Below are 26,751 nucleotides of genomic sequence, written 5' to 3'. Positions count from 1 at the left end.
GCCTTTTTTTATGATCCGGTTTTTTGTGGCGTCTGGGCTGACCCCTTCGCGAGCAAGCCCGCTCCCACAGTAGACCGCGTACCCATGTGGGAGCGGGCTTGCTCGCGAAGAGGCCAGTAGATCCACTACAAATGGTCAGTCGGCAACCACCCGATTCCGCCCACTTTCCTTGGCCTGATACAGCGCCTTGTCCGCCGCAAACAGCAACTGCTCCAAGCTGATGTCGGACGCCGTCGTCCAAGTGCTGATACCAATACTGACAGTAATCGGCGACGTATCACTCCCCACCAACGGCAACTGCTCCACCGCTGCGCGGATGTTGTCGGCAATCTGTTGCGCGCCGGCGCTGTCGGTTTCAGCCAGGATCACCGAAAACTCCTCGCCACCGTAACGGGCGACCAGGTCCGCGGGCCGTCGAACATGAGTGCTGATCACCTTGGCCACCCAGCGCAAGGCATCGTCGCCGCCTTGGTGGCCATGGCGATCGTTGAACGCCTTGAAGTGATCGACATCAATCATCAACAACGACAGTGGCAGACCGGAGCGTTGGGCGCGGAACCATTCATGGCGCAGGGCCTGATCCAGGCTTCGACGGTTGGCCAGACCGGTCAGGGGATCGGTGGCGGCCAGTTGCGCCAATTCCTGCTCGGCACTTTGGCGCCGACGCAATTCCCGGCAGAGCAACCAGGTCAACCACAACAGGCTCACGCAGAGGGCAATGGTCGCAAAGCTGACCACCACCGCAGTGCGCTTCCAGGCCGCAAAGACTTCCTCGCTCGAGAGCGCAACGATGACGATCAACGGCAAGTTCCCGACCTTGGAGAAGGTGTACAAACGCTTGGCCTGGTATCGATCGGACATGCTTGTGAAGCTGCCGTTGCCTTCTTTGACGATGCGCTGGAAATTGGGGCGGTTACTGAAGTTCTTGCCGATCAGCTCTTCGGCAAGGCGTGGTTGCTGAGCCAGAAGAGTCCCATCCTTGCTGATCAGATTGACCGTGCTATCACGACCGATGTTCAAGCTGTTGAACAACTGATCGAAGTAACTCAACCGCATGGCAGCTTCGGCCACGCCCAGGAACTCACCCTGGGAGCCGTTCACCCGTCGGCTGAAACTGATCCGCCAATCCTGTTCGGGGGACCTGGCTCGGAAGGGGGGACTGATGAACATGCCCGGGTCTGGGTTATTCACGTGAGACTGAAAGTATTCGCGATCGGCATAGTTACCCTGCCTGGGCTCCACCGAGGCCGAGTCGGCGATCACATCGCCCTTGTTGTCGAGCAACAAAATGTTGCCCTTGTACGGCGCGGCGGTGGCGCGGTCGAAATAGGCCAGATGGCGAATGGCTGGAGAAACGCTCTTGAGGTCTTCTCGCTGGGAGGCAGCGATCAAACCCAGCAGGGACACATCATAGAGTTCGACATTGCGCAGCACGTCGGCGTCGATCAATTGCACGATATTGTTGGCGGCGCGAGCAGCGGACAATTCGGCATTGGCGCGTTCACGGATCAGCAGAAAGGTCACGATGCTGAGTATCGCAATCACCAACAACAAACTGCCGAGAACCAGAAGCCGCTCCGATCGTGTCGAACGGATCGGATGTTGAGATTTCGCACTGCTCACACTCATGGTTCTGACTTCTGCAAATAAGGCGTTATGAAAGTTCTTTTACAAGAATCGGGCAGAGTCCCAGAAACCGGTCGCGTCCAGAGCGCCTATATAAATGCCGGATAAAAAAAAGGCCAGCAAAACATGCTGGCCTTTTGCTAATTGAAGCTTAGAAGACATTCATCGGGTCGTCGACAATTACCGAAAACCGACGGAGCAGGTTCAACACCACAACAAAAAAAAGCCGCTGATAGCAGCGGCTTTGAAAACAACTTTTCAAAGGGAAGAGCCGATGAAAAGTGTCGAGGGAAACAGAGCGATACGTAAAAGTCAGCTGTCTTAATCAACCCGTGGCTGGGCTTGAGTGCTCGATGCTTGAGGGGTTTGCGCAGCTTCCTGGGCCTTGGCCGTCAGTTCGCTTTGATACTGTTCGTAAGCCTTGGCTCGCACCGCGTTTTGCGCAACGAATGTCTGCGACTCTTCAGCCATGGCGAACGGGGACAGAAACAGGGAAGACATACAAGGAGCTGCCGAAGGCTGCGATCTTTTGAGGTCTGTCAGACCGGTAGATGAATCCCGAACGTATTCATCCCATGATCACTGCGCACAAACACATCCCCGCCATGCATCAGCGCAAACGCCTTGACGATTGCCAACCCCAGACCGTGGTTGTTGCCACTGTTGCTGCTCGACGCATCGACCCGGTAGAAGCGCTCGAACAATCGCGGCAGATGCTCATTGGCAATCGGCGATCCCGGGTTGGCGACGCCGATGCTGACCTGATGCTCTTCGACTTCGATCCGTACCTGAATCACTTGCCCGGGCTCGGTGTGCTGCACCGCGTTGCTCAGCAAGTTGATCAACGCCCGGCGCAGATGGGCGATCTCGATTCGTACCTGCGCATCGCCACTGACCTCGACCTGAACCTGCGCATCCTCAAGAATGAAATCCAGATACTCCAACGTCGTCGCCACTTCGTCGGCCAATGAGGTGGACGTCAGTTTAGTGGCCTTGCTGCCCTGGTCGGCGCTGGCGAGGAACAGCATGTCGTTGATGATCGAGCGCAGCCGCTCGAGTTCTTCGAGGTTCGATTACAGCACTTCAAAATAGTGTTCGGCCGAACGCCCACGGGTCAGCGCAGCCTGGGTCTGGCCGATCAGGTTGGTCAGGGGCGAGCGCAGTTCATGGGCCACGTCGGCGTTGAACGATTCCAGGCGCGAATAGGCCTGTGCGACCCGTTCCAGAGTGGCGTTGAACGAGCTGACGAACTGACCCCGCCTCAGTCTGTGGTCGCCAGCGCCGTTAGCGGTGCTGATGCTGGTGGGAGAGAGTGCCGATGGAATAGCCGCTCAAGCCACAAGTATATGACCGGCGTGGTGAACAGTGTCAGCGCCTGGCTCACCAACAAACCGCCGACCACCGCGATGCCCAGCGGCTGGCGCAGTTCGGCGCCGGTGCCGTAGCCGAGCATCAGCGGCAGGGCGCCGAGCAGGGCGGCGAGGGTGGTCATGATGATCGGCCGGAACCGCGTCATACAGGCCTCATAGATCGCCTCTTCCGGCGGCAAGCCACGGTTGCGTTGGGCTTCCAGTGCGAAGTCGATCATCAGAATGCCGTTCTTCTTGACGACGCCGATCAACAACACCAGCCCGATCAGCGCCATGATCGAAAAGTCCTGGCCGCAGATCCACAGCATGATCACCGCCCCGAGCCCCGCCGAGGGCAGGGTCGAGATGATCGTCAGCGGGTGCACGAAGCTCTCGTACAGAACGCCAAGAATGATGTACACCGCCACCAGCGCCGCCAGAATCAGCCACGGCTGGCTGGCCAGCGAACTCTGGAACGCCTGGGCCGCGCCCTGGAAATTACCGCTGATGGCCGTCGGCATGCCGATGTCGGTCTTGGCCTGATTGAGCATGATCACCGCATCGCCCAACGCGACGCCGGGCGCCAGGTTGAACGACAGGTTGGCCGCCGGGAACATCCCGTCGTGAGCGATAGACAACGGACCGATAGTTGGCGCATCGAATTTCGCCAGGGCCGACAGCGGCACCATTTCCCCGCTCAGCGGCGAACGCAGGTAGAAATAGTTGAGGCTTTCCGCCTTGCCGCGCTGTTTGGTGTCCAGTTCCAGAATCACGTTGTACTGGTTGGTCTGGGTCTGGAACTCGTTGATCTGCCGCTGACCGAAGGCGTCGTACAGCGCTTCATCGACATCGCTGGCGGTCAGGCCGAAACGCGCTGCCGCACTGCGGTCGATGCTGATGTGGGTGATGCTGCCGCCCAGTTGCAGGTCGTTGGAAATGTCGCGGAACGCCGGGTTGCTGCGCAGTTTTTCCGTCAGGCGCTGGGTCCAGGTGCTCAGGAGTGCACCGTCGTTGCTCTTGAGCACGTATTGGTACTGCGCACGGCTCGGGCCGGAGCTGAGGTTGATGTCTTGCCCGGCGCGCAGGTACAGCACGATGCCCGGGACCTTCATCAGCTGCGGACGAATCCGGTCGATGAATTGGCTGGCCGATACGTCACGGTCGCCACGTTTTTTCAGCGAAATCCAGAACCGTCCGTTGGCGATAGTCTGGTTGCTGCCCGAAACGCCGACCGAATGGGAGAACGTCTCGACGGCAGGATCGGCGGCGACGATTTCAGCCATCGCCAAGTGTTTTTTCACCATGTCGCCGTAGGAAATATCGGCGGCTGCTTCGGTGGTGCCCAGGACGAAACCGGTGTCCTGCACCGGGAAGAAACCCTTCGGAATGAAAATGTACCCGGCGACCGCCAAGCCGAGGGATAGGCCGAACACACCGATCATCAATTTCTGATGGGCGAGGGCGCGGCGCAGGCCTTTTTCGTACAGCGCCAGCAAGCTTTCGCCGAAACCCGGTTTGTCGTGGGCGTGATGCACCGGCGCGCGCATAAATAGCGCAGCCAAGGTCGGCGCCAGCGTCAGGGACACCACCACGGAAATCATGATGGTCGAGGTGGCGGTCAGGGCGAATTCCTTGAACAACCGCCCGACCACGCCGCCCATGAACAGCAACGGAATGAACGCCGCCACCAGCGAGAAGCTGATTGAGACCACGGTAAAACCGATCTCGCCGGCGCCCTTGATCGCCGCCTCGCGCATGCCATCGCCGGCCTCCAGATGGCGGTGAATGTTTTCCACCACCACAATCGCATCGTCCACCACAAACCCGACGGACACCACGATCGCCACCAGCGTCAGGTTATTCAGGCTGAAGCCCATGATGTACATCAGGGCAAAACTGGCGATCAGCGACACACCGAGCACCGACGCCACGATCAGGGTCGCCGACAACTGCCGCAGGAACAGCGCCATCACCGCCACCACCAGCAGGATCGCGATCAGCAGGGTGACTTCCACTTCATGCAATGAAGCGCGGATGGTCTGGGTGCGGTCGACCAACACCTTGACCTGCACCGAGGCCGGCAGCATGGCCTCCAGCGTCGGCAGGGCCGCTTGAATACGGTCGACGGTCGCGACGATGTTGGCCCCCGGCTGCCGGAAAATCACCAGGTTCACCCCCGGCTGACCATCAGCCCAAGCCTGGATGTAGGCGTCTTCCGAACCGTTGACGACTTTGGCCACATCCTTGAGATGAACCGGTGCGCCGTCCTTGTAGGAAACAATAAGCTGACCGTATTCCTGGGGGTGGAACAATTGGTCGTTGGTGGACAAGGTCGAAATGCTCGACTCGCCGTACAACGCACCCTTGGCCAGGTTGAGGCTGGTCTGCTGGATCGCCAGGCGAATGTCCGCCAGGGTCAGGCCAATGGCGGCGAGTTTGTCCGCCGACGCCTGCACGCGGATTGCGGGACGTTGCTGACCGGTGATGTTTATATTGCCTACGCCGTCGATCTGGCTGATCTGACGGGCGAGCAGGGTTTCCACCAGGTCACTGACTTCGGTGCCCGGCATTTGCGGCGAGTTGATGCTGAGGATCAGCACCGGGCTGTCGGCCGGGTTGACCTTTCTCCAGTTCGGCAGGTTCGGCATGTCTTTGGGCAGTTTGCCGGCGGCGGTATTGATCGCGGCCTGGACTTCCTGCGCGGCGGTGTCGATGCTTTTGTCGAGGGTGAATTGCAGGGTCAGAATGGTCGAGCCCAAGGCGCTGCTCGAGGTCATCTGGGTCACGCCGGGGATGGCACTGAATTGCACTTCAAGCGGCGTAGCCACCGACGAGGCCATGGTTTCGGGGTTGGCGCCGGGCAGCTGCGCGGCCACCTGGATGGTCGGGAATTCCGCTTCTGGCAGCGGGGCAATTGGCAGTCGCGGAAAGGCAATAACACCGAGCAGCACCAAGGCAAAAGTCAGCAGGACCGTCGCCACCGGATGATCGATGCACCACGCGGAAACCGAGCCATGGCCCTTCATGGTTTCGGCTCCGATTGCACCACTTGCGGCGGGTCGGTCACTACCTGCACGGTCGAGCCAGGTTTGAGCCGCGACTGGCCGTCGCTGACCAGCACATCGCCCGGTTTCACGCCTTTGATGATGTCCTGGCCGCTGCCTTGATAAACCATCTGCACCTGAACGGCTTCGACCTTGTCGCCGTTGACCCGGTAGACGAAATGTTGATCGAGGCCACGTTGTACGACGGTGGGCGGCACCACCAGCGCATTTTTATCCAGCGCTGTCTGAATCTTTACCGTAACCAGCAGGCCCGGCCAGAGTTTCTGTGCGGGGTTGGCGAACTCGGCCTTGGCGCGGATGGTCCCGGTGTTGGCGTTGATCTGGTTGTCGATCAGGGTCAGGCGGCCTTCGCCCAGCAGGTTGCCGGTTTCGCCGTCGGTGTCGGCACCGATGTAGGCCTTGACCGGCGTGTGCTGGGGATCGTTGATCAGGCCTTGCAGGGTCGGCAGCATTTGTTGCGGCAGGGAAAACGCCACGGCGATCGGGTCGATCTGGGTCACGGTGAACAAGCCTTGGGTGTCAGTCATGCGCAGGAAGTTGCCTTCATCCACTGTGCGAATACCGACGCGACCGGTGACCGGGGAGCGAATCTGTGTGTAGGAAAGCTGCACCAGAGCGGCGTCGATCGAGGCCTGATTGCCTTGGGCAGTGGCTTTGAGTTGGTTGACCAAGGCTTGTTGCTGGTCATAGGTTTGCTTGGACACGCCGTCGTCGACGCTCAGCAGTTTGTAGCGTTTGAGGTTGACCTGAGCCACTTGCAGTTGCGCCTGACTTTCGCCCAGTTGCGCCCGGGCCTGGTCGAGGCTGGCGCGGATCGAGCGGTCGTCGATGGTGGCCAACAGATCGCCTTTGTTCACCAGTTGGCCTTCCTTGACCAGCAGCTTGGTGAGGATGCCGTCGATCTGCGGGCGCACGACCACGCTGTGCAACGACAGCACCGAGCCGATGCCGCTGATGTAGCGGGGCACATCTTTTTCAGCGACGCTGACTACTCGCACGGGGATGGCGGTGGAGGTGGCCAGTTTGGTCGTGGCGGGTTTGGTGGCGTACCACACGCCCAGCGCTGCCAGGACGATCAGAAGGGCGGCGAACAGGGCGGTTTTTTTCTGAATTCGCATGCGAGTGGGGCGCCGGGCAGAGTGGTCGGAGTTTTGTCAGGTTTATACCTTCCTTTATAAACCTGTTCGCCCGTCAGGAGAGTGACTGGTAACTGACGGCGCTGTCAGTTTGGACCTTTTTGGGTTGATGCTGATTCCCCGTGATCAAAAGCGGCAGGCGAGCTAATGAGTGGCGAGGGCGGGTGCACACCGCTCCACTGTGGGAGCGGGCTTGCTCGCGAAGGCGGCCTGACAGCCGACCAATCTCTCGCGGGTGTACGCAACCCCACGGAGCTGCCAAAGGCTGCGATCTTTTGATGTGGATTTTCAAGATCAAAAGATCGCAGCCTCGTTTCACTCGACAGCTCCTACAGCAATGAGTGTCAGACGTGGGATTGGTGGGTGAGTGCTGTTTTTGAATGTTTAATCGATGTGTCGGAACGCAGATCTTTCCCACGCATTTTTCAGGTTGTCCGTCGGAAGCAGGCTCTTTAGTCTTTGGCTGTCGCTGCACATTCAGCGACCGGGCGTGAGATCCCCGAAACGAGTAGGCGAAAGCCTCACGACCATAACGGCAAGTGATGGCTCCAATTGAGATTAGGAGCTACAAATGGAAAACGATAATTCTGATTCGAAATTCAACAAAGCCAACCCCGACACCCTGTGCACCGAAGAATTACTCAAAGACCGCGAAGCCATAAAACGCGCCCTCGACTACTACCTCGATCCCCCGGCGCCATACACCGAAAAGCCCCGTCGCCCCAGCACGATGTTCATGGTCGCCCCGGGTGCCGGCACCGAAAGCCTGCTGGCCCACGCCTACGAATCGTTGGCCTCAGCGAGTGTCCTGGCCACCGATTTCGCCAACAATCTGATCGGCCCGCAGCGCCATACGGCGATGGCGATTCAGCAGATCATCATGGTGGCGGAATTGGCGGTGAACCGGGCACTGGATAACGTCGATCCGGCGTAGACACACCGCAAACAATGTGGGAGCGGGCTTGCTCGCGAAGACGGCGGTACATCCAACATCGCAGTGACTGACACACCGCTTTCGCGAGCAAGCCCGCTCCCACAGGATTTGTGCTGATTTGAAATTGGCGCATGACCTTGTGGGAGCGGCGGTGCGACGATTCGACTTGCCCGCGATGGCGGCAGGTCGGTCAGCACAAAACCCGACGGACTCGCTTGCGGCGTGAAGCTTGCGGCTCCCGACACAGGTATACTGCCGCCTTTCGCGGCTCGCCTACCGGGCCCGACTCTTTGAGCATCACCCGGAGCTTTCATGACTTCCCCGACACAACCGCCGGTTGCCGACGCTTTGAGCGACGACCAGGCAGACCTGCCAGACAGCGTCGACTCCAGCGCAGACAGCGAAACCAAAGCGGCGATTCCAGCGTTCAAGTTTCCGTTCAAGCCGGGTGAATTGGCCGCGGCGAAGAATGCCAGCCAGCCTTGGTACAAGAACGGCGCCAAGAATGGTCACACCAAGACCCCGGGTGCAGCGCCTCCTGGCACTCGTCGTTCGATGGGTAAGCGCTGATCGTTGATCTTCTGCCATAGACGGCGGTGCCTGATCTGCCGTCTTCGCGAGCAAGCCCGCTCCCACAGTGGTTCATCGTCGTTCACAGATTCGGTGTACGACACAAATCCACTGTGGGAGCGGGCTTGCTCGCGAAAGGGCCAGCACAAACACCACAGATCTTGGTCTCACGCCGCCCGCAACGAAATAAACGCATAGTTCAGCGGCGCTTCAGTCGCCACTTGCGCCCCGGCTGCCAGCACTTGCCCGGCGATATCGTCGCCTGATACATGAAAGACCCATTCACCGCCCGACCCCGCCAACGGCTGTTGCGCCACCTGATCAATGACCATGGCAAACGCCGTCATGTCCGGCAGATAAGCAGTAAATCCATCGCCCTTCAGCGCTGTCGTCCGAATCCCCAATAACGCGCAAATCGCATCCTTGGTCTGAATCTCATCGCGATCCGCCTGACGGGAACGTTGGATCAATCCCGCAAGCTCCTGATCCACCAGCTCACCACCGATGATCAAATCCGGCCCTGTTTCCCAGGACTCGGGCGGGCATTCTTTGATCGCCGGGTTGAGCGGGATGTGCGGATTGATTTCCATCGGGTAGATGCGGCACACCAGCGGTCGGCGTTCGTAGATGCGGCAGAGGTTGTCTTCGTCAAGATTCCGGCAGGGACCGACGTTATAGGCGGCGAAGGTGATCGCCACGTACGCCTCGCAGGCGCCGCTTCGAACCACCAACGAGCGGCGTTCGGCGTGTTCGCGTTGCTGCACGGGCAGGCCCAGGCCATTGGCGAGAAAGGCCTCCGCCAGCACGATCACCTGACCGCCATCGGCCGCCCACATCCGGGCTTCGGCCAGTGTCAGGGGCACGTGGTGGTCGTTGCAGCATTTGCCACAACCTACGCAGGAAAACGTTGTATTCATCGGACGGCCAGTCACCTGTGGGGGCATGAAATGGCGACAAAAAGCCACCGCAAAGGCCTGTGCCGAAGCAAGTTATGCGCCATTCACTGCGCTTTTGCTGTTGGGCGGATGGAGTCCCACTCGGTCACGTAGGCGGTTTTGCTTTTCTTGTTGTAGAGGCACAGCTCGGTGCCTTGCTGGCCTTTCATGTGTTTTTGCGGGTACTGGCCTTGCAGAAGGAGCGCGGTATAACCGACTCGGTCATCGAACTGCGCGGCGTTGCCGACGGGTTTGACGTTCTTCAGGCCGCTGGCTTTGGTGCAACTGGCGAGTACGGCTTTGTCGTAGGCGGCCCAGGCGTCGGGGCTGGAGGCGTGGGCTTGGGTGGCGAGGGTGGTGAGGCAGAGGAAGGTCAGGGTGGTGGCTTTCATGGTTTTGGCATCCTTGGCGTGTAGTGGCCGAGGTCGGAGTATGCCTGATGGTTTTGGGTGGTTGTGCGGGCCTCTTCGCGAGCAAGCCCGCTCCCACAGTGGTTCATCTGTCGTTCACAGATTTGGTGTACGACACAAATCAACTGTGGGAGCGGGCTTGCTCGCGAAAGCGGTGTGTCAGACAGGCACGGGCTCCCGGCGGACCACATACATCCCGGCACTTTCATACAAACGCTGGGCCCGAAGGTTGTTTTCCAAGACCTTCAAATCCACAAAGCCTTCGCGGCGTTGCTGAAACACGTTGAAAGCATTCAGCAGCAGCGCACGGCCAAGTCCGAGGCCTTGAGCGCGCGGGTGCACGACCAGGCTCTTGATGTAAGCGCTGGTCCAGCACTGGGCGACGCCGACGATTCCTTCGGCATCCAGGGCAATGAAGCACAGGGACGGATCATATTCAGGATCGGTTTCAAAACGCTGTTGCCAGACCTCCAGAGCCGGTACGCGACCGCTACCTTCCCGATAGCCCAGTTCCATCAGGTGATGAACGGCTTCGGCCAGTTCGGGACGGTACTCAGTCAACTCAATGCCATTTGGCCAAGTGAAAGGCGGCACATCCTCAGCCAGGTTGCGCCGCATCAGAAAACAAAAAATCTCGGCCAAAACTCAGTGACCTTGTTCGGCGACGGCCCTGGCCGCCGCGATCAGGCATTTGGTCAGTTCCGGTGAGGAGAATTTGGTCAGCACCGCGTTGGCCCCGGCCAGTCGAGCCTTCTCACTATTCATCGCGCTGTCCAGCGAGGTATGCAGCAACACATAGAGGTGCGAGAAGTCCGGCGTTTCGCGCAATGTGCGGGTGAGGGCATAGCCGTCCATTTCCGACATTTCGATGTCCGAGACAATCAGGTTGATTTGCTGGGAGGTGCCTTGCAGGTCCAGCAGGCAGTCGATGGCTTCCTTGGCGCTGCGAGCGGTGTGGCATTGCAGGCCGAGGTTGCGCAGGGTATGCACCGATTGTTGCAGGGCGACCTGGCTGTCATCGACCACCAGAATCCGCGCGTTGCCGAGTACTTCGGCGTCTTCCATGCTCAGTTCGGTCGGGGCCGTTTCGATCTGCGCCGGAGCGATGCCGTGGATGACCTTTTCGATGTCCAGCACTTGCACCAGCGTGCCGTCGACCGAGGTCACGCCAGTGATGTACGAGCGCACGCCACCGGAGCCGAAGGGTGGTGGGCGGATGTCGGTGGTCAGGCAATGGACGATTTTGCTCACCGCCTGAACGTGCAGGCCCTGCTTGGAGCGGCTGACGTCGGTGACGATCAGGCAGCCACCGTTCGGGTCTTCCAGCGGTCGCTCGCCGATGGCGCGGCTCAGGTCGATCACTGACAACGATGCGCCGCGCAGGGTGGCGATGCCTTTGACGTGGGGGTGCGACTCCGGCAGCCTGGTCAGCGGCGGGCAGGGGATGATTTCGCTGACTTTCAGCAGGTTGATCGCCATCAGCTTGCCGCTGCGCAAGGTAAACAGCAGAAGCGAAAGTGAATCTGCGCGGGCTTTGTTGGAAGACATAAAAACCTTCTGTGGAAAAAGGTGATGGGCGATTGTGAAGATCGCCAACAGCTATCGATGCCGGGTTATCGACTTGATAGAGGCAGGCTTTAGCAATTTGGGTGAATGGTAGGGCCCCATCGCGAGCAGGCTCGCTCCCACAGCGGGTTTTCGACGAACGCAATATGCGTGTCTCATGAAGATCAAATGTGGGAGCGAGCCTGCTCGCGATGAGGACGTCACTTCATTCCAAGCCGCTTGGCCATCCGTCCAAGGTTCGCCCGATCCAGACCCAGCTCCCGCGCCGCACTAGCCCAGTTATTCTGGTGCCGTTCCAGGCAAGTGCTGATCAGTTGGCGCTGATAATGCTCGGTGGCTTCACGCAAATCCCCTGAAACCAACACCGCCGCCGGTGCAGCATCCACCGGTTCTGGCGCGGGTTCAACGCTGCCATTGGGCAAGTCCAGATCCGCCGCGCTCAAGCTGAGAATCTTCGGCCGTTGCTTGCAGTTGCCCAAGGCCTTCAGCGCACTACGACCAATCAAATGCTCCAACTCCCGCACGTTCCCCGGCCAGTCATACGCCAATAGTGCCGCTTGCGCATCGCTGGTCAGGCGCAGGCTATCGAGGCCCATGCGTGAGCGGTTTTGTTCCAGAAAGTAGCCGCTGAGCAACAGCACATCCCGACCGCGGTCCCTCAGTGCAGGCACCAGCAGCGGGTAAACGCTCAGGCGATGATAAAAATCGGCACGGTAGCGACCACTGCGCACTTCTTCGGCCAGGTCGCGGTTGGTTGCTGCGATCAATCGCACGTCGACCTGATGTTCCTTGTCTGAGCCCAGGCGCTGCAATTGTCCGCTCTGCAGCACCCTCAATAATTTGGCTTGCACCGTCAGTGACAGTTCGCCCACTTCATCAAGGAACAACGTGCCGCCATTGGCCAGTTCGAACTTGCCGCGCCGATCATTCGTTGCGCCGGTGAAAGCACCGCGCACATGGCCGAACAATTCGCTCTCCACCAGCGTGTCTGGCAGGGCGGCGCAATTGAGGCTGATGATCGGTTTGTCGGCCCGTGGGGATGCCGCGTGGATGGCTTGGGCCACCAGTTCTTTGCCGACTCCGGTTTCGCCGGTGATCAGCACCGTCAGGTCGCTGCCGCCCACCAGGCTGATCTCTTCCACCAGTCGTTTGTAAGTCTTGCTCTGGCCGATCATGTCGCGGTTCTGTTGGCCGCTGGCCTGACGGTAAACCTCGGCGCGCTGATGTTCGTCCTCGACGCGATTGGCCAGCCGTTCGATGCGCTCGGCGGCGTTGACCGTGGCGGCGGCGAGGCTGGCGAAGGCTTGCAGGGCGTCCAGTTCAATCGGCTCGAAACGTTCAGGGGAGAGCGCATCGAGGGTCAGCAAACCCCATGGGCGCTCGTCGATAAACAGCGGGCAGCCCATGCAGTCGTGGACTTCCAGGTGATCGTGCAGGCCATCGATCAAGCCGTCATAAGGATCGGGCAAATCGCTGTCGGCGGCGAAGCGAGTCGGGCCGGGACTGCTGAGCAACGCTTCGAAGCGCGGATGTTCACTGATCTTGAAACGTCGACCGAGGGTGTCGGTGCTCAATCCATCCACCGCCAGCGGCACCAGCCATTCGCCATCGAGTCGCAGCAGGGCCGCGGCGTCGCAAGGGAGCAGGGCGCGCATGGCTTCGAGCAGGCGTCGGTAGCGCTCGCCTTCGGGCAATTCGCGGGACAGGTCGGAGACCAGGGGCAGCAGGGTCGTGAGCAGTAATTTTGCAGTCATAATGACTCCGTGTAGTCGGTGTGACTATAAGGCCTAGGGTGTCGATATGACTACTGTGATTTCAATTGACTGATTTATAAGGATTTAATTGTTGGCATGGAAACTGATACGTAAAGGTCATTCATATAAAGCCCAGGAGTTGCTCTTATGCTTAGCGTTCAAGACCGTGCAATCATCAAATCCACCGTGCCGTTGCTGGAAAGCGGTGGCGAAGCGCTGATCACGCACTTCTACCGCATGATGCTCTCCGAATACCCGGAAGTCCGCCCGCTGTTCAACCAGGCCCACCAGGCCAGCGGCGATCAGCCGCGCGCCTTGGCCAACGGTGTATTGATGTATGCGCGGCACATTGATCAGCTCGATCAGTTGGGCGACCTGGTGGCCAAGATCATCAACAAGCACGTGGCACTGCAAATCCTCCCGGAACATTACCCGATTGTAGGTAGCTGCCTGTTGCGAGCAATCTCCGAAGTACTGGGCGACGAGATTGCCACGCCTGAAGTGATGAGCGCCTGGGGCGCTGCCTACAATCAACTGGCTGATATCTTGATCGGTGCCGAAGCCAGCATCTACGACCAGAAAGCGCAGGCGCCGGGCGGCTGGCGTGGCGCGCGGGAATTCATCGTGGCGGCCAAGGTCGAGGAAAGCGCGGAAATCACCTCGTTCTACTTCGAACCGGCGGACAAGGGCCCGATTCTCGCGGCAGAGCCTGGCCAGTACATCGGCATGAAACTGATCCTCGATGGCGAAGAAATTCGGCGTAACTATTCGTTGTCGGCGCTGGCCAACAAGGGCCAGTACCGCATCAGCGTCAAGCGCGAAACCGGCGGCCGCGCGTCCAACCATTTGCACGATCAACTGCACGTCGGCGCGAGCATCATGCTATTCCCGCCTGCGGGCGATTTCACCCTGACCGCCAGCGACAAACCGCTGGTGCTGATCAGTGGCGGCGTTGGCATCACCCCGACGCTGGCGATGCTCGAAGCGGCGCTGGCGACCGAGCGGCCGGTGCACTTTATTCACTGCGCGCGCAACGGTAGCGTGCATGCTTTCCGTGACTGGATCGATGGCCTGGCCGAACGTCATCCGCAGCTCAAGCGTTTTTATTGCTACGCCGAAGACGATGGCGTCAGCCCGGCGGCGGACAAAGTTGGCCTGTTGAGCCAGGAGCAACTCGGCGAGTGGATGCCGGAACAGCGTGATGTGGATGCGTATTTCCTGGGGCCTAAAGGCTTCATGGCGGCGATCAAGCGTCACCTCAAGGCCTTGGGTGTGCCTGAGAAGCAGAGCCGTTACGAGTTCTTCGGGCCGGCTGCCGCACTGGAATAACTGCCCCGGGCGGTTCCTGAGGGCCGGGTCGGTGTTTCGCTTGTTTGCGAAGCACCGACCCGGCCTTTTTTGCATTCGGTTAGTACCCGACCAGAGGCCGGGTATAAGGCTGTCTGCCCGATTGACGGATAATACGTAAAAGTCCAGTATGGAATTATAAGTACAAAAAAGTGCTTTTCTGTTTCAGCTTCTTCTGTCTTGCCAAACCAACAACAACCCGCGAGAGAACGAATATGAAGAAATTCCCCCTCATCACCGGTCTGGCCCTGAGCCTGTTGGCGTGCAGTAGCTTGTTTGCCGCCGAGAAAAACCTGCGTATCGGCATCGAAGCGGCTTATCCGCCGTTCGCGTCCAAAACCCAAGAAGGCAAAATAGTCGGTTTCGACTACGAGATCGGCAATGCCTTGTGCGCGCAGATGAAGGTCAAGTGTGAGTGGGTCGAAGGCGAGTTCGACGGTCTGATTCCTTCCCTGAAAGTGAAGAAAATCGACATGGCGCTGTCGTCCATGACCATCAACGAAGACCGTAAGAAATCGGTGGATTTCACTCACAAGTATTACTTTACCTCATCGCGTCTGGTGATGAAGGACGGCGCAGTGGTGGATGACCAGTACGCCAGCCTCAAGGGCAAGAATGTCGGCGTGCAACGCGCAACCACCACCGACCGTTACGCTACCGAGGTTTTCGAACCCAAGGGCATCAACGTCAAGCGCTACGGTAACAACGAAGAGATCTACATGGATCTGGCCGCCGGCCGCCTCGATGCGATTTTTGCCGACACCATCCCCTTGAGTGACTTCCTGTCGATGCCGCGTGGCGCCGGTTACGCTTTTGTCGGGCCGGAACTCAAGGATCCGAAATACGTGGGCGAGGGCGCCGGGATTGCCGTGCGCAAGGGCAACACGCAGTTGGTGGCGGATCTGAACAAGGCGATCGACGAGATTCGCGCCAATGGCGAGTATCAGAAGATTTCGCAGAAGTACTTCAAGTCCGATATCTACGGCGACTGATAAATCGCTTTCGCGAGCAAGCCCGCTCCCACATTCGATCGCATTTCTTCAGGAAGAACTCGATCAACTGTGGGAGCGGGCTTGCTCGCGAAGGGGCCCTATCAGGCTGTACACATCTTAGGGCTCAACCCTTCAATTCCTTCAAATGCTTGTACACCGTCGCTCGCCCCATGTTCAGCACATTGGCCACATAGTTGGAGGCGCTTTTGCCTTTGAAGGCGCCTTCGGCGTGCAGCGCCAGCACCAGTTCGCGTTTGTGGTCGCGGGTCAGCACGTTCAGGCTCAACTGACGCTCGCGCAGCCAGGCATGCAGAAAGGTGTTGATCCGTTCCTGCCAGTCATCGCGAAACAGTGAGTCCGGTTGCGGGATCAGCTTGGTCGGCGACAGGAACAAATCCAGCGCCGCTTTCGCGTTCTCGAACAACGAGATATTCAAGTTGATGCACAGCACCGCCAACGGACGACCCTCGCTGTCGCGCAGTACGCTGCTAAGGCTGCGAATCTTTTGGCCGTCCCAGTTGAGCTTTTCATACGGCCCGATGTTTCGTTCGCTGACCTCTTCGCTGAGCATGTCTTCCAGCGACGAGTCGTCACCGATTTCCCGTTTGGACAGGTTGTTGGCGATGTAATCGACCTTTTGCGTGCGCAAGTCATGCAGCACCACCTCGGCGTGAGGGAAGAACAACGTGGCGATCGCGTCGGCAATCGCGCGGAAGTTGTCCATGGACGTAGCGTCCAGGGCCGAGTCTTTTTCAGGTGCGTTCATACAGTGGAACTCCAGGCAGCGTCAGCGCCCCGTTAAAAAAGGGACGCTGGAAGTTTGCCGCAATCGTGTGGACACGTCACCTGAGGGGCAGGATCAGGATCAGCTCAGGCGGGCGGGGGAGAGCATCTCGGCGTCCAGGCCGAAACGGCTGAGCTGCTCGGGCAAGGCTTCACCGCGTACCAGGGCAGCGCTGGCCTGGCCCATGGCTGGCGACGTCTGGATACCGTAGCCGCCTTGTGCCGCGACCCAGAACAGCCCCGGCACCTGCTGATCGAAGCCGGACAGCAAATCCCCGTCGCGCACGAAACTGCGCAGGCCGGCCCAGGTGCGGGTCGGGCGGCGGATGGTCAGGGTGGTGGCTTCTTCAATCTGGTAAATGCCCATGGCGATGTCCAGCTCTTCGGGCTGCACGTCGTGCGGTTCCACCGGGTCGGCGTTGGCGGGTGAGCCGAGGAACATGCCGGCGTCGGGCTTCATATAGAACGACTCATCGAGGCTGACCAGCATTGGCCAGTCATGGATATCCAGACCTTCGGGGCCGGCGAAGATAAAAGCTGCCCGGCGCTTGGGTTGCACGCCCAGAGGTTGGGCGCCGGCCAGCTCGCCAATCTTGTCGGCCCAGGCGCCGGCGGCATTGATGATGATCGGGGCGCTGAAGGTCTGAGTGTTGGTTTGAACCTGCCATTGCCCTTCGGCATCACGGCTCAGGCTCAACACCTCGCTGTCGGTATGCACTTCACCTTTATTGCGTCGGATACCGCGCAGATAGCCCTGATGCAGAGCATCGGTATCGATGTCGCTGGCGGTCGGATCGTAGATCGCTCCATGAACTTTTTCCCGACGCAGGATCGGCAGACGCGCACAGGCTTCGTCGGCGCTGAGCCATTGCATTTGCGGCACCGTGGCTTTGGCGCTCAGGTATTGATTGCTCAGCTCGGCCGGATCTCCGGTGAAGTCGACGGTCATCTCGCCGCGCGGGGTCAGCAGCGGGTGTTCGCAGAAACCGGGTGGCGGTGCGTCGAAGAAGTCGCGGCTGGCCTGGGTCAATGCCCGAACCTGCGGTGTGCCGTAGGCGGCGGTGAACAGCGCCGCCGAGCGTCCGGTGGAGTGATAGGCCGGATGGGATTCGCGTTCGAGCACAATCACCCGCCCGTGCTGCGACAGCCAGAAACCGGTGGAAGCGCCGGCAATCCCGCCGCCGATGATGATGAAATCTGCCTGGTTCATGAACGTCTCCTGTGGGGGCGCAAATGCCGAAATTGTTAGAGGCCCCCTGTGGGAGCGGGCTTGCTCGCGAATGCGGTCTGACATTCACAAGGATGTCGACTGACCCACCGCTTTCGCGAGCAAGCCCGCTCCCACAGGGTTTGTGGTGTTAGCGCTGTAGTTGGTAAAGGGCATTGGCCAGTGCGATGTCTTCCAGGCCCAGGCCGATGGAGCGGAAGAACACCGTGCGATCGTATTCGGGGCGCTGGACTTTTTCGCTGAGCAAGTCGGGCAGGTCGCCGACAATCGAACGCTTGTCCCAGCCATGCTGCTCACCGGCGATCAGCATTTCACCGGCCGAGCCCGGGGTGGTTTGACGATAGTCACAGAACACCTGCATGTCATTGAGGCTCTGCGGCGGCACTTCATGGGCGCGTGGGGCGTTAGTGCTGATGGAGGTGATCAGCGCCGGTTTGCTTAAGTTCGACGGGTCGATCACCGGGCCGGCGGACGAGGTGCAGAGCATGATCACGTCGGCATCCTGAATCGCAGCTTCGCAACTGTCGGCGGGGGTCAGCCGTGGATCGAGGCTTTTGAGCTGTGCCAGCGCTTCGGGGCTCTTGCCATTCAGGCTCGGCGAATAAAGGCTGATGCTTTGCCAGTCCCGCAGGTCCTTGACGTAGTGCAGGTGCGCCTGAGCCACCTTGCCGCTGCCGATGATCGCCAGACGTTGGGCCTTCAACGGCGCGAGGGCATCGACCGCCACCGCCGTCGTCGCGGCGGTGCGAGCCGTGGTCAATTCACCGGCATCGCAGAGCAGCAGCGGCTGGCCGGTCTGCATCGACATCAGCAGCGTCCAGGCGGTTACCAGCGGGCCTTGCTCGCGCACAATGTAAGGCGAGGTCTTGACGCCATATACCCCGTCTTCGCCCAGCACACCCAAGTAGTTGATGAAGTCCCCGGCACCCTGCGGGAATTCCACCAGCTGTTGCGCCGGCTGCACGGCTTGCCCGGCGGCCAAGTCGCGGAACAGCTTGCGCAGGATCTGCGGCACGTCAACGTGTGCCAACAGTTCGCGGGCTTGAGGTTGGGTGATCACGTAAGGCGTGCTGGGCATGGTCGGCTCCGGGCGCTAGAAGTAAACTAATTTGTCCATTATGGACTTTTAGTTGTCTCTAGCAAGTCCTGTTGAAAAAAGCCGGACGAAAAAAAAGCGCAGTCCGTTGCCGGCTGCGCCTCTTTCTGAATGGCCCGAGTTACGGGCGCTTGCGCTCAACCGCCCGCAGCAGATGCGTCGGTGGCGTTTCACAACTGATCTTGCGACCCAGCAGCGCCTCGATGGACGGTAGCTGGTAGGAGTCGTCTTCACCGGCAAAGCTGATGGACACGCCATCCGCGCCGGCACGGCCAGTACGACCGATGCGGTGCACGTAGTCGTCCGGGACTTCCGGCAGGGTGAAGTTGATCACGTGGCTGATGCCGTCGATGTGAATGCCGCGACCGGCAACATCGGTGGCCACCAGCACGCGGATCTTGCCTTCGCGGAAACCTTCCAGGGTCTTGATGCGCTTGTGCTGCGGCACATCGCCAGACAGTTGCGCCGCGTTGACGCCATCGCGTACCAGGCGTTCTTCGATGCGCCGCACTTCGTCCTTGCGGTTGGCGAAGACCATCACCCGCTCCCAGCCGTTATCGTTGACCAAGTTGTAGAGCAATTTGTATTTGTCGGCACCGGCCACCGCGTAGATGTGTTGCTCGACGTTTTCGCTGGCCACGTTCTGCGCTTCGATCTCGACGATCGACGGGTCGGTGGTCCATTGCTTGGCGAGGTTCATCACGTCTTCGGTGAAGGTTGCGGAGAACAGCAGCGTCTGACGCTCGTTCTTCGGCGGAGTCTGGCGAATGATCTGACGCACTTGTGGGATGAAACCCATGTCGAGCATCCGGTCGGCTTCGTCCAGCACCATCACTTCGACCATGTCCAGGTGCACATCGCCGCGCTGGTTGAAGTCGAGCAAGCGGCCCGGAGTGGCCACCAGGATGTCGCAGTGACGGGCTTCGAGGTGCTTGAGTTGCTTGTCGAAGTCCATGCCGCCGACAAATGTCATGACGTTGAGGCCGGTGTACTTGGTCAGGTCGGCTGCGTCCTTGGCGATCTGCACCACCAGTTCCCGGGTCGGGGCGATGATCAGTGCCCGCGGTTCACCCATGTAGCGCTCTTTGGGCGGCGGGGTTTGCAGCAGCTGAGTGATGATCGAAATCAGGAAGGCAGCGGTCTTGCCGGTGCCGGTCTGGGCGCGACCGATGGCGTCTTTGCCCGCGAGGGTGAAGCCAAGCACCTGCGCCTGGATCGGCGTGCAATACGGAAAGCCCAGGTCCTGAATGGCGTGCATCAGTTCGGGGGCGAGTTTGAAATCGTGGAAGCGGGTTTTGCCTTCCTGGGGTTCGACGACGAAGTCTTCGAGTTTCCAGGGAATAACCGGCGCTTTTGGCTTTGGTTCGCGACGCGGTTTTGCCGGTTTCGGGGCTTCGCTGCGCGGCTGCTCAGAGGCGATGGCCGGGGCTGCGGGGGCGGTCGGTGTGGTCACCGGCTCGTGTTTCGGTGCCGCTACGGTTGCGGTCCGGCCAGGCTGATTACCGTCGGTGCGGTGGCTGGGAGTATGAGAAGGAGCGCTGGAGACTGGCGCGAGCTGCTCAGTCTCGCTTTTACCGAACATTTTCTTGAGTGCTTTGAGCACGGTCATCTCATCAATTGGTTAAGGAATATACGCCGGCCAGTGTAATGCAAGAATCGGGCGCGGCGTAGTGGGATGGATCAATGGGTAGCTTTTAGCGCAAACGCTCGGCGAGCCAAACGCCAATGTCGCGGATTTCTTCGGGTAACACTTCGTGGCCCATTGGGTATTCCTGCCATGTCACGGTGACACCATGTTGCTTTAAATACTCGTAGGCGGTCCGGCCCATGGAGTTTTGCACAACGTCATCGTACTGGCCGTGCAAAGACAGCACCGGAATGCGCTGCTGGCTGGCGGAAAGCTCCAGTTCATCGCTGAAGGTCGGCGCATAAGTAGAGAGGGCAAGTACGCCACCCAACGGACCCTGCCATTTCAAAAAGGCCGTGTGCAATACCACGGCGCCACCTTGGGAAAACCCGGCGAGAAAAATGCGCGAGGCGTCTATTCCGCTGGCCTTCTGCTCTTCGATCAAATCAAAGACCCGTTGCGCGGACGCTTCCAGCTGCTCGCGGCTGATCGCGCGCGCCGGGCTCATAGCCAATATGTCGTACCAGCTCGGCATTTCGTAGCCACCATTAATGGTGACGGCGCGAGTCGGTGCCTGGGGCAGGACGAAGCGAGTGGTCAGCAAGCTTTCCTGCAGCGCTTCAGCCACCGGCAAGAAGTCGTAGCGGTCGGCGCCCAGCCCGTGTAGCCAGATAACGCAGGCGTCTGCGGGCTTGACGGGTTGAAGAATCAAGGGCTCGGTCATGGGTGCTCCATATTTGTGCATGCGCTCTCATTTAAGTGCGAGGTTGGAGTGCGCAACGGGTTGATCAGTTAAGAAGATGTCGCAAGGCTACAAGTTTTGCTATTGACCTGCCGCTGAATCGCTTTAGCGAGCGGTCTGGTACGGGCTTTGCTATAGGGAAGCCTGTGCAACCAATCTCATGCTTGGCGGTAACACTATCAGTGTACGGCTGGTCATGGGATAGCAAAGAATCCGGTGATGGATGTTCGCCAAAGGCCGCTACGGGCTTCGCGAACGTGAAAGGGCTACCGCCCGTTCGGCCGATTGGTGAGAAGGGAGTTATCCATAACGTGGATTTTCTCCTACTAGACTCATAGCGACGGTCCTGCGTCGGTTGACCCTAAAAAAAGCCAACACGGGTCAACAACGCCTCATAAGGGTGCGACAGGGCTCAAGCTCCGACACAACAAGAGCAAAACTGGAGGTTTGAATGAAGTTATTGAAATCCACCCTGGCCATCGTGACTGCAGCCGCAGTGCTCGGTGTCAGTGGGTTCGCTCAGGCGGGTGCAACCCTGGATGCAGTGCAAAAGAAAGGTTTCGTACAGTGTGGTGTGAGTGACGGTCTGCCGGGTTTCTCGGTTCCGGACTCTACCGGCAAGATCGTTGGTATCGATGCTGACTTCTGCCGCGCTGTGGCCGCTGCCGTTTTCGGCGATGCGACCAAGGTCAAATTCAGCCAGTTGAACGCCAAGGAGCGCTTCACCGCGCTGCAGTCCGGTGAAATCGACATTCTGTCGCGTAACACCACCATGACCAGTTCCCGTGACGCGGGCATGGGCCTGAAGTTTCCTGGCTTCATCACCTACTACGACGGCATCGGCTTCCTGGTGAACAACAAGCTGGGTGTCAAGAGCGCCAAAGAGCTGGATGGCGCGACCATCTGCATCCAGGCCGGTACCACCACCGAGCTGAACGTTTCCGACTACTTCCGCGGCAATGGTCTGAAATACACCCCGATCACTTTCGACACCTCCGATGAAAGCGCCAAGTCGCTGGAATCCGGTCGTTGCGACGTGCTGACCTCCGACAAGTCCCAGTTGTTTGCCCAGCGCAGCAAGCTGGCCTCGCCGAAGGACTACGTAGTTCTGCCGGAAACCATCTCCAAAGAGCCGCTGGGTCCGGTCGTGCGTAATGGCGACGACGAGTGGCTGGCCATCGTGCGCTGGACTGGTTATGCCATGCTCAACGCTGAAGAAGCAGGCATCACTTCGGCGAACGTCGAAGCAGAAGCCAAAGCCACCAAGAACCCGGACGTCGCTCGTCTGCTGGGTTCGGACGGTGAGTACGGTAAAGACTTGAAAGTGAAGAAAGACTGGGTCGTCCAGATCATCAAACAAGTCGGTAACTACGGCGAAGTGTTCGAGAAGAACCTCGGCAAGAAAACTCCGCTGGAAATCGACCGCGGGCTGAACGCTCTGTGGAACGCTGGCGGCATTCAATACGCACCACCAGTGCGCTGATGGTTCTATCACCCGGTGGGCCAACCACCGGGTGATGTTCTGTTCCATTATTTCCGGGGCACTTCATGCAAAATTCAATCGGCGCACCAAAGCAGAGGCTCAGCCTCAGCGATCCACGAGTGCGTGCGTGGGTATTCCAGATCATCACCATTGTGGCGGTGGTCTCGCTGGGCTGGTTTCTGTTCGATAACACGCAAACCAACCTCCAGCACCGGGGCATCACCTCGGGTTTCGACTTCCTTGAGCGCAGTGCCGGTTTCGGCATCGCTCAGCACCTGATCGACTACACCGAATCGGACAGCTATGCCCGGGTGTTTGTCATTGGTCTGCTCAACACACTGCTGGTCACCTTTATCGGTGTGATCCTGGCGACGATCCTCGGTTTCATCGTCGGTGTGGCACGGCTGTCGAAGAACTGGATCATTGCCAAGCTGGCAACGGTTTATGTAGAAGTCTTCCGTAACATTCCGCCGCTGCTGCAAATCCTGTTCTGGTACTTCGCGGTGTTCCTGACCATGCCAGGGCCGCGCAACAGCCATAACTTCGGCGACACCTTCTTCGTCAGCAGCCGCGGCCTGAACATGCCCGCAGCGTTGGCGGCGGACGGTTTCTGGCCGTTTGTGGTGAGCATCGTCGTGGCCATCGTGGCCATCGTGCTGATGTGCCGTTGGGCCAACAAGCGTTTCGAAGCGACCGGCGTACCGTTCCACAAGTTCTGGGTGGGCCTGGCGCTGTTCCTGGTGATCCCTGCGCTGTGCGCATTGATCTTCGGCGCGCCATTGCACTGGGAAATGCCAGAGCTCAAGGGTTTCAACTTCGTCGGTGGCTGGGTATTGATCCCGGAACTGCTGGCGCTGACCCTGGCCTTGACGGTGTACACCGCGGCGTTTATCGCCGAAATCGTGCGTTCGGGCATCAAGTCGGTTAGCCACGGCCAGACCGAAGCGGCCCACTCGTTGGGGCTGCGCAACGGTCCGACCCTGCGCAAGGTGATCATCCCGCAAGCCCTGCGCGTGATCATTCCACCGCTGACCAGCCAATACCTGAACCTGGCGAAAAACTCCTCGCTGGCGGCCGGTATCGGTTATCCGGAGATGGTGTCGTTGTTTGCCGGTACGGTGCTGAACCAGACCGGGCAGGCGATCGAAGTCATTGCCATCACCATGAGCGTGTACCTGGCGATCAGTATCAGCATTTCCTTGCTGATGAACTGGTACAACAAGCGCATTGCGCTGATCGAGCGGTAAGGAAAAGCGCATGACGACTCATACTTTCAAACCCGACATGCCACCACCGAGCAGTAGCATCGGTATCGTGGCGTGGATGCGGGCGCACATGTTCTCCAGCTGGATCAACACCCTGCTGACGTTGTTCGCGTTCTATCTGATTTACTTGATAGTTCCACCTATCGTGAGCTGGGCGATTCTCGATGCCAACTGGGTCGGTACCACCCGCGCCGACTGCACCAAGGAGGGCGCCTGCTGGGTGTTCATCCAGCAGCGCTTTGGCCAGTTCATGTATGGCTACTACCCGGTGGACTTGCGCTGGCGCGTGGATCTGACCGTGTGGCTGGCGGTGATTGGCGTGGCGCCGCTGTTCGTCGCACGCGTTCCACACAAGGCAATCTACGGCCTGAGCTTTTTGGTGCTCTATCCGATCATTTCCTACACCTTGTTGCACGGTGGCTGGTTTGGTCTGACCGAAGTGCCGACCAGCCAGTGGGGCGGCCTGATGCTGACCCTGGTGATCGCTACCGTCGGTATCGTCGGCGCATTGCCGCTGGGTATCGTTCTGGCCTTGGGCCGGCGTTCGAACATGCCGGCGATTCGTGTGGTCTGCGTGACCTTCATCGAATTCTGGCGCGGCGTGCCGTTGATCACGGTGCTGTTCATGTCTTCGGTGATGTTGCCGTTGTTCCTGCCCGAAGGCATGAACTTCGACAAACTGCTGCGGGCGCTGATCGGCGTGATCCTGTTCCAGTCGGCCTACATCGCTGAAGTGGTGCGTGGCGGTCTGCAAGCGATCCCCAAAGGTCAGTACGAAGCGGCTGCAGCGATGGGCCTCGGTTACTGGCGCAGCATGGGCCTGGTGATTCTGCCGCAAGCCCTGAAGCTGGTGATCCCTGGCATCGTCAACACCTTCATTGCGCTGTTCAAGGACACGAGCCTGGTGATCATCATCGGCCTGTTCGACTTGCTCAACAGCGTCAAGCAAGCCGCCGCCGACCCGAAATGGCTGGGCATGGCCACTGAAGGCTATGTGTTCGCGGCCTTGGTGTTCTGGATTTTCTGTTTTGGTATGTCCCGCTACTCCATGCATTTGGAACGTAAGCTGGACACTGGCCACAAGCGTTAGGAGCGTAGTTTATGAGTGAAGCGATCAAACAGCCTGTGAGCCCTGAAGGCATTATTCAGATGCAGGGCGTGAACAAGTGGTACGGCCAGTTCCACGTGTTGAAAGACATCAACCTGAACGTCAAGCAAGGCGAGCGTATCGTTTTGTGCGGCCCATCGGGTTCCGGCAAATCCACCACCATCCGTTGCCTCAATCGTCTGGAAGAACACCAGCAGGGCCGCATCGTGGTCGATGGCGTGGAACTGACCAACGACCTCAAGCAGATCGAATCGGTCCGCCGCGAAGTCGGCATGGTGTTCCAGCACTTCAACCTGTTCCCGCACCTGACCATCCTGCAGAACTGCACCCTGGCGCCGATGTGGGTACGCAAGATGCCCAAGCGCAAGGCCGAAGAAATCGCCATGCATTACCTGGAGCGCGTACGCATTCCGGAGCAGGCGCATAAATACCCGGGGCAACTGTCCGGCGGTCAGCAACAGCGTGTGGCGATTGCCCGTGCCCTGTGCATGAAACCGAAAATCATGCTGTTCGACGAACCGACTTCGGCACTCGACCCAGAGATGGTGAAAGAGGTTCTGGACACCATGATCGGCCTGGCCGAAGACGGCATGACCATGCTCTGCGTGACCCACGAAATGGGCTTCGCCCGTACCGTGGCCAACCGCGTGATCTTCATGGACAAGGGCGAGATCGTTGAACAGGCGGCGCCGAATGACTTCTTCGACAATCCGCAGAACGAGCGTACGAAGCTGTTCCTGAGCCAGATTTTGCATTGATCGAAGCCAGGCAGTGAAATAAACCCGGACAGTGTTCCGGGTTTATTTTTGTCTGGATTTCGAGGTCAGGACGCCAGTGTTGTTTCCTGTTCCGGGAATCGTGCAGCGAGCAATCGCCTCAAGTCAGTGCCTTCGTTCATTGCTTGTATTTCAGCAAGTAAATGCGGATGACGATCCAACAGGCGCATTAGCGTGAACAAAGCTTGAGGTGGGGGAATTTCGCCGCGCTCGTATCGTGAGAACGCATTGTGGCCAGCGCCGGAAAGCAATTTCACTGCTTCCTTCTGCGTGAGATGCATTTTGCGGCGGATACGCTTCATCTCGGTGCCCATGATTTGAAAGCAGTCTTCGAGCAATTTGTCGCCGGCGTCGGAGTAGCGCTCGGCGCTGTCAGTATCATTATCGAAAATGATCTCACCACAGACCGTGCACTCCCAGCCGGCAATGTCGTGCACCCAGCGTGATACGTTCTTGTAGTCGACACTGAGGCTGCGACCTTCAAAATGTTGCATGGTATGTTGAGTGCCACAACTCATGCATTGCCGCGTATTCATACGTTCTGCTCCTTGAAAGAGATCACCGGGGGCCCACCTTTGGGGCAGTAGGTCACTTTGATGTAGAGCTCCATTTCATGAAATGTAGTGTGGTAAACGTCCTGCCAGCTTCGGTGATCGGTGTAGCCCGTCATCGACTTGTAGAGCATCCGGCGTTCCAGCGAGCAAATGACTAACTCCATATCTCGCAGGTTCAATCCCATGCGCTTGCCGGACCTCAATGCGACTTGAGTAAACGCTTTGGCTCCTTGCCTTCTGACCTCATCCTTGACGACTGACAAGGCGTAGTGGGGTGTGTTCTTTTCCATAAGAAACCGTGAACCCTATCCCTGAAATTACCCTTAAAGGGTAATTTTGACTAATCGAAAATCCCGCTCCATTCCCTCTCTCTGACCGTAGGCGGTTGTCGTCCTACATGAAGCT

General features: G+C 59.0%; 24 protein-coding genes and 1 pseudogene. 8 read left to right on the top strand and 17 right to left on the bottom strand.

Features of this window, described 5'->3' with window-relative positions; genetic code table 11:
• Positions 1-135: 135 nt before the first annotated feature.
• The 5 genes and pseudogenes from AB7M29_RS29330 to AB7M29_RS29310 all read right to left on the bottom strand — a co-directional run bounded on the left by AB7M29_RS29330 (position 136) and on the right by AB7M29_RS29310 (position 7,158).
• The gene (locus AB7M29_RS29330) at positions 136-1,629 is read right to left on the bottom strand and encodes a sensor domain-containing diguanylate cyclase (protein WP_217854443.1); all 1,494 of its coding nucleotides are present in this window, start codon (positions 1,627-1,629) and stop codon (positions 136-138) included.
• 318 nt (positions 1,630-1,947) lie between these two features.
• The gene (locus tag AB7M29_RS29325; protein WP_217854442.1) at positions 1,948-2,127 is read right to left on the bottom strand and encodes a hypothetical protein; all 180 of its coding nucleotides are present in this window, start codon (positions 2,125-2,127) and stop codon (positions 1,948-1,950) included.
• Between the two features lie 38 nt (positions 2,128-2,165).
• A pseudogene (locus AB7M29_RS29320) lies at positions 2,166-2,879 on the bottom strand (heavy metal sensor histidine kinase); the annotation flags it as partial.
• 8 nt (positions 2,880-2,887) lie between these two features.
• Entirely contained in the window at positions 2,888-6,001 is a 3,114-nt protein-coding gene (locus AB7M29_RS29315) for a multidrug efflux RND transporter permease subunit (RefSeq protein ID WP_454248570.1), read from the bottom strand.
• Entirely contained in the window at positions 5,998-7,158 is a 1,161-nt protein-coding gene (locus tag AB7M29_RS29310) for an efflux RND transporter periplasmic adaptor subunit (protein WP_217854440.1), read from the bottom strand. Before AB7M29_RS29310 ends, AB7M29_RS29315 begins: the two co-directional genes overlap by 4 nt.
• A 589-nt stretch (positions 7,159-7,747) precedes the next feature.
• On the opposite strand from AB7M29_RS29310, the gene AB7M29_RS29305 reads away from it, so the two are divergent.
• Both AB7M29_RS29305 and AB7M29_RS29300 read left to right on the top strand, forming a co-directional pair.
• Positions 7,748-8,110, top strand: coding sequence for a DUF6124 family protein (locus tag AB7M29_RS29305; protein WP_217854439.1), 363 nt, complete (start codon positions 7,748-7,750; stop codon positions 8,108-8,110).
• A gap of 312 nt (positions 8,111-8,422) precedes the next feature.
• Complete coding sequence (locus AB7M29_RS29300; RefSeq protein WP_007905458.1) at positions 8,423-8,680, top strand: hypothetical protein; 258 nt, start codon at positions 8,423-8,425, stop codon at positions 8,678-8,680.
• Positions 8,681-8,847: 167 nt separating this feature from the next.
• Here the strand turns inward: AB7M29_RS29300 and AB7M29_RS29295 are convergent, their stop codons facing one another.
• The 5 genes from AB7M29_RS29295 to norR all read right to left on the bottom strand — a co-directional run bounded on the left by AB7M29_RS29295 (position 8,848) and on the right by norR (position 13,345).
• Positions 8,848-9,597, bottom strand: a complete 750-nt coding sequence (locus tag AB7M29_RS29295; protein ID WP_454248569.1) for a YkgJ family cysteine cluster protein — start codon at positions 9,595-9,597, stop codon at positions 8,848-8,850.
• Positions 9,598-9,680: 83 nt separating this feature from the next.
• Positions 9,681-10,007, bottom strand: coding sequence for a hypothetical protein (locus tag AB7M29_RS29290; protein ID WP_454248568.1), 327 nt, complete (start codon positions 10,005-10,007; stop codon positions 9,681-9,683).
• Positions 10,008-10,184: 177 nt separating this feature from the next.
• Entirely contained in the window at positions 10,185-10,643 is a 459-nt protein-coding gene (locus AB7M29_RS29285; RefSeq protein WP_217854478.1) for a GNAT family N-acetyltransferase, read from the bottom strand.
• Positions 10,644-10,670: 27 nt separating this feature from the next.
• Entirely contained in the window at positions 10,671-11,573 is a 903-nt protein-coding gene (locus AB7M29_RS29280; protein ID WP_454248567.1) for a chemotaxis protein CheW, read from the bottom strand.
• Positions 11,574-11,791: 218 nt separating this feature from the next.
• Positions 11,792-13,345, bottom strand: a complete 1,554-nt coding sequence (norR, locus tag AB7M29_RS29275) for a nitric oxide reductase transcriptional regulator NorR (RefSeq protein WP_454248566.1) — start codon at positions 13,343-13,345, stop codon at positions 11,792-11,794.
• Positions 13,346-13,492: 147 nt separating this feature from the next.
• Between norR and hmpA the strand changes: the two genes are divergently transcribed.
• The gene (hmpA, locus tag AB7M29_RS29270; RefSeq protein WP_454248565.1) at positions 13,493-14,674 is read left to right on the top strand and encodes an NO-inducible flavohemoprotein; all 1,182 of its coding nucleotides are present in this window, start codon (positions 13,493-13,495) and stop codon (positions 14,672-14,674) included.
• Between the two features lie 233 nt (positions 14,675-14,907).
• On the top strand, positions 14,908-15,684 hold the full coding sequence (locus tag AB7M29_RS29265; protein WP_217854433.1) for an ABC transporter substrate-binding protein: 777 nt from the start codon (positions 14,908-14,910) through the stop codon (positions 15,682-15,684).
• 124 nt (positions 15,685-15,808) lie between these two features.
• Here AB7M29_RS29265 and AB7M29_RS29260 read toward each other — a convergent pair whose 3' ends face one another.
• The 5 genes from AB7M29_RS29260 to AB7M29_RS29240 all read right to left on the bottom strand — a co-directional run bounded on the left by AB7M29_RS29260 (position 15,809) and on the right by AB7M29_RS29240 (position 21,142).
• Positions 15,809-16,450 (bottom strand): helix-turn-helix transcriptional regulator, encoded by a 642-nt coding sequence (locus tag AB7M29_RS29260; RefSeq protein WP_038981650.1) that lies wholly within the window; start codon positions 16,448-16,450, stop codon positions 15,809-15,811.
• 99 nt (positions 16,451-16,549) lie between these two features.
• Positions 16,550-17,677: an NAD(P)/FAD-dependent oxidoreductase gene (locus AB7M29_RS29255; RefSeq protein WP_454248564.1), complete on the bottom strand. Its 1,128-nt coding sequence runs from the start codon at positions 17,675-17,677 to the stop codon at positions 16,550-16,552.
• A 148-nt stretch (positions 17,678-17,825) separates the two neighbouring features.
• Entirely contained in the window at positions 17,826-18,773 is a 948-nt protein-coding gene (locus AB7M29_RS29250; RefSeq protein ID WP_454248563.1) for an ornithine cyclodeaminase family protein, read from the bottom strand.
• Between the two features lie 139 nt (positions 18,774-18,912).
• Entirely contained in the window at positions 18,913-20,400 is a 1,488-nt protein-coding gene (gene rhlB / locus AB7M29_RS29245) for an ATP-dependent RNA helicase RhlB (RefSeq protein WP_217854429.1), read from the bottom strand.
• Positions 20,401-20,485: 85 nt separating this feature from the next.
• Positions 20,486-21,142, bottom strand: a complete 657-nt coding sequence (locus AB7M29_RS29240) for an alpha/beta hydrolase (RefSeq protein WP_123719455.1) — start codon at positions 21,140-21,142, stop codon at positions 20,486-20,488.
• A 469-nt stretch (positions 21,143-21,611) separates the two neighbouring features.
• Between AB7M29_RS29240 and AB7M29_RS29235 the strand changes: the two genes are divergently transcribed.
• The 4 genes from AB7M29_RS29235 to AB7M29_RS29220 all read left to right on the top strand — a co-directional run bounded on the left by AB7M29_RS29235 (position 21,612) and on the right by AB7M29_RS29220 (position 25,774).
• A complete protein-coding gene (locus AB7M29_RS29235) occupies positions 21,612-22,643 on the top strand; it encodes an amino acid ABC transporter substrate-binding protein (RefSeq protein WP_217854428.1) in 1,032 nt (343 codons plus the stop codon).
• Positions 22,644-22,708: 65 nt separating this feature from the next.
• Entirely contained in the window at positions 22,709-23,890 is a 1,182-nt protein-coding gene (locus tag AB7M29_RS29230) for an amino acid ABC transporter permease (RefSeq protein ID WP_454248562.1), read from the top strand.
• Between the two features lie 10 nt (positions 23,891-23,900).
• Positions 23,901-24,998 carry an amino acid ABC transporter permease gene (locus AB7M29_RS29225; RefSeq protein ID WP_038981657.1) on the top strand — a complete coding sequence of 366 codons (1,098 nt, stop codon included), beginning with the start codon at positions 23,901-23,903 and terminating at the stop codon, positions 24,996-24,998.
• 11 nt (positions 24,999-25,009) lie between these two features.
• Complete coding sequence (locus AB7M29_RS29220) at positions 25,010-25,774, top strand: amino acid ABC transporter ATP-binding protein (RefSeq protein ID WP_038981658.1); 765 nt, start codon at positions 25,010-25,012, stop codon at positions 25,772-25,774.
• Between the two features lie 65 nt (positions 25,775-25,839).
• Here AB7M29_RS29220 and AB7M29_RS29215 read toward each other — a convergent pair whose 3' ends face one another.
• Both AB7M29_RS29215 and AB7M29_RS29210 read right to left on the bottom strand, forming a co-directional pair.
• On the bottom strand, positions 25,840-26,328 hold the full coding sequence (locus tag AB7M29_RS29215) for a type II toxin-antitoxin system MqsA family antitoxin (protein WP_217854426.1): 489 nt from the start codon (positions 26,326-26,328) through the stop codon (positions 25,840-25,842).
• Complete coding sequence (locus tag AB7M29_RS29210) at positions 26,325-26,636, bottom strand: type II toxin-antitoxin system MqsR family toxin (RefSeq protein ID WP_217854425.1); 312 nt, start codon at positions 26,634-26,636, stop codon at positions 26,325-26,327. The genes AB7M29_RS29215 and AB7M29_RS29210 overlap by 4 nt, the downstream gene beginning before the upstream one ends.
• Positions 26,637-26,751: the final 115 nt, after the last annotated feature.

The organism is Pseudomonas sp. F-14 TE3623 (genome assembly GCF_053629015.1).
Note: the sequence above shows the minus strand (reverse complement) of the source record. Positions and strands in the feature narration are given on the sequence as shown.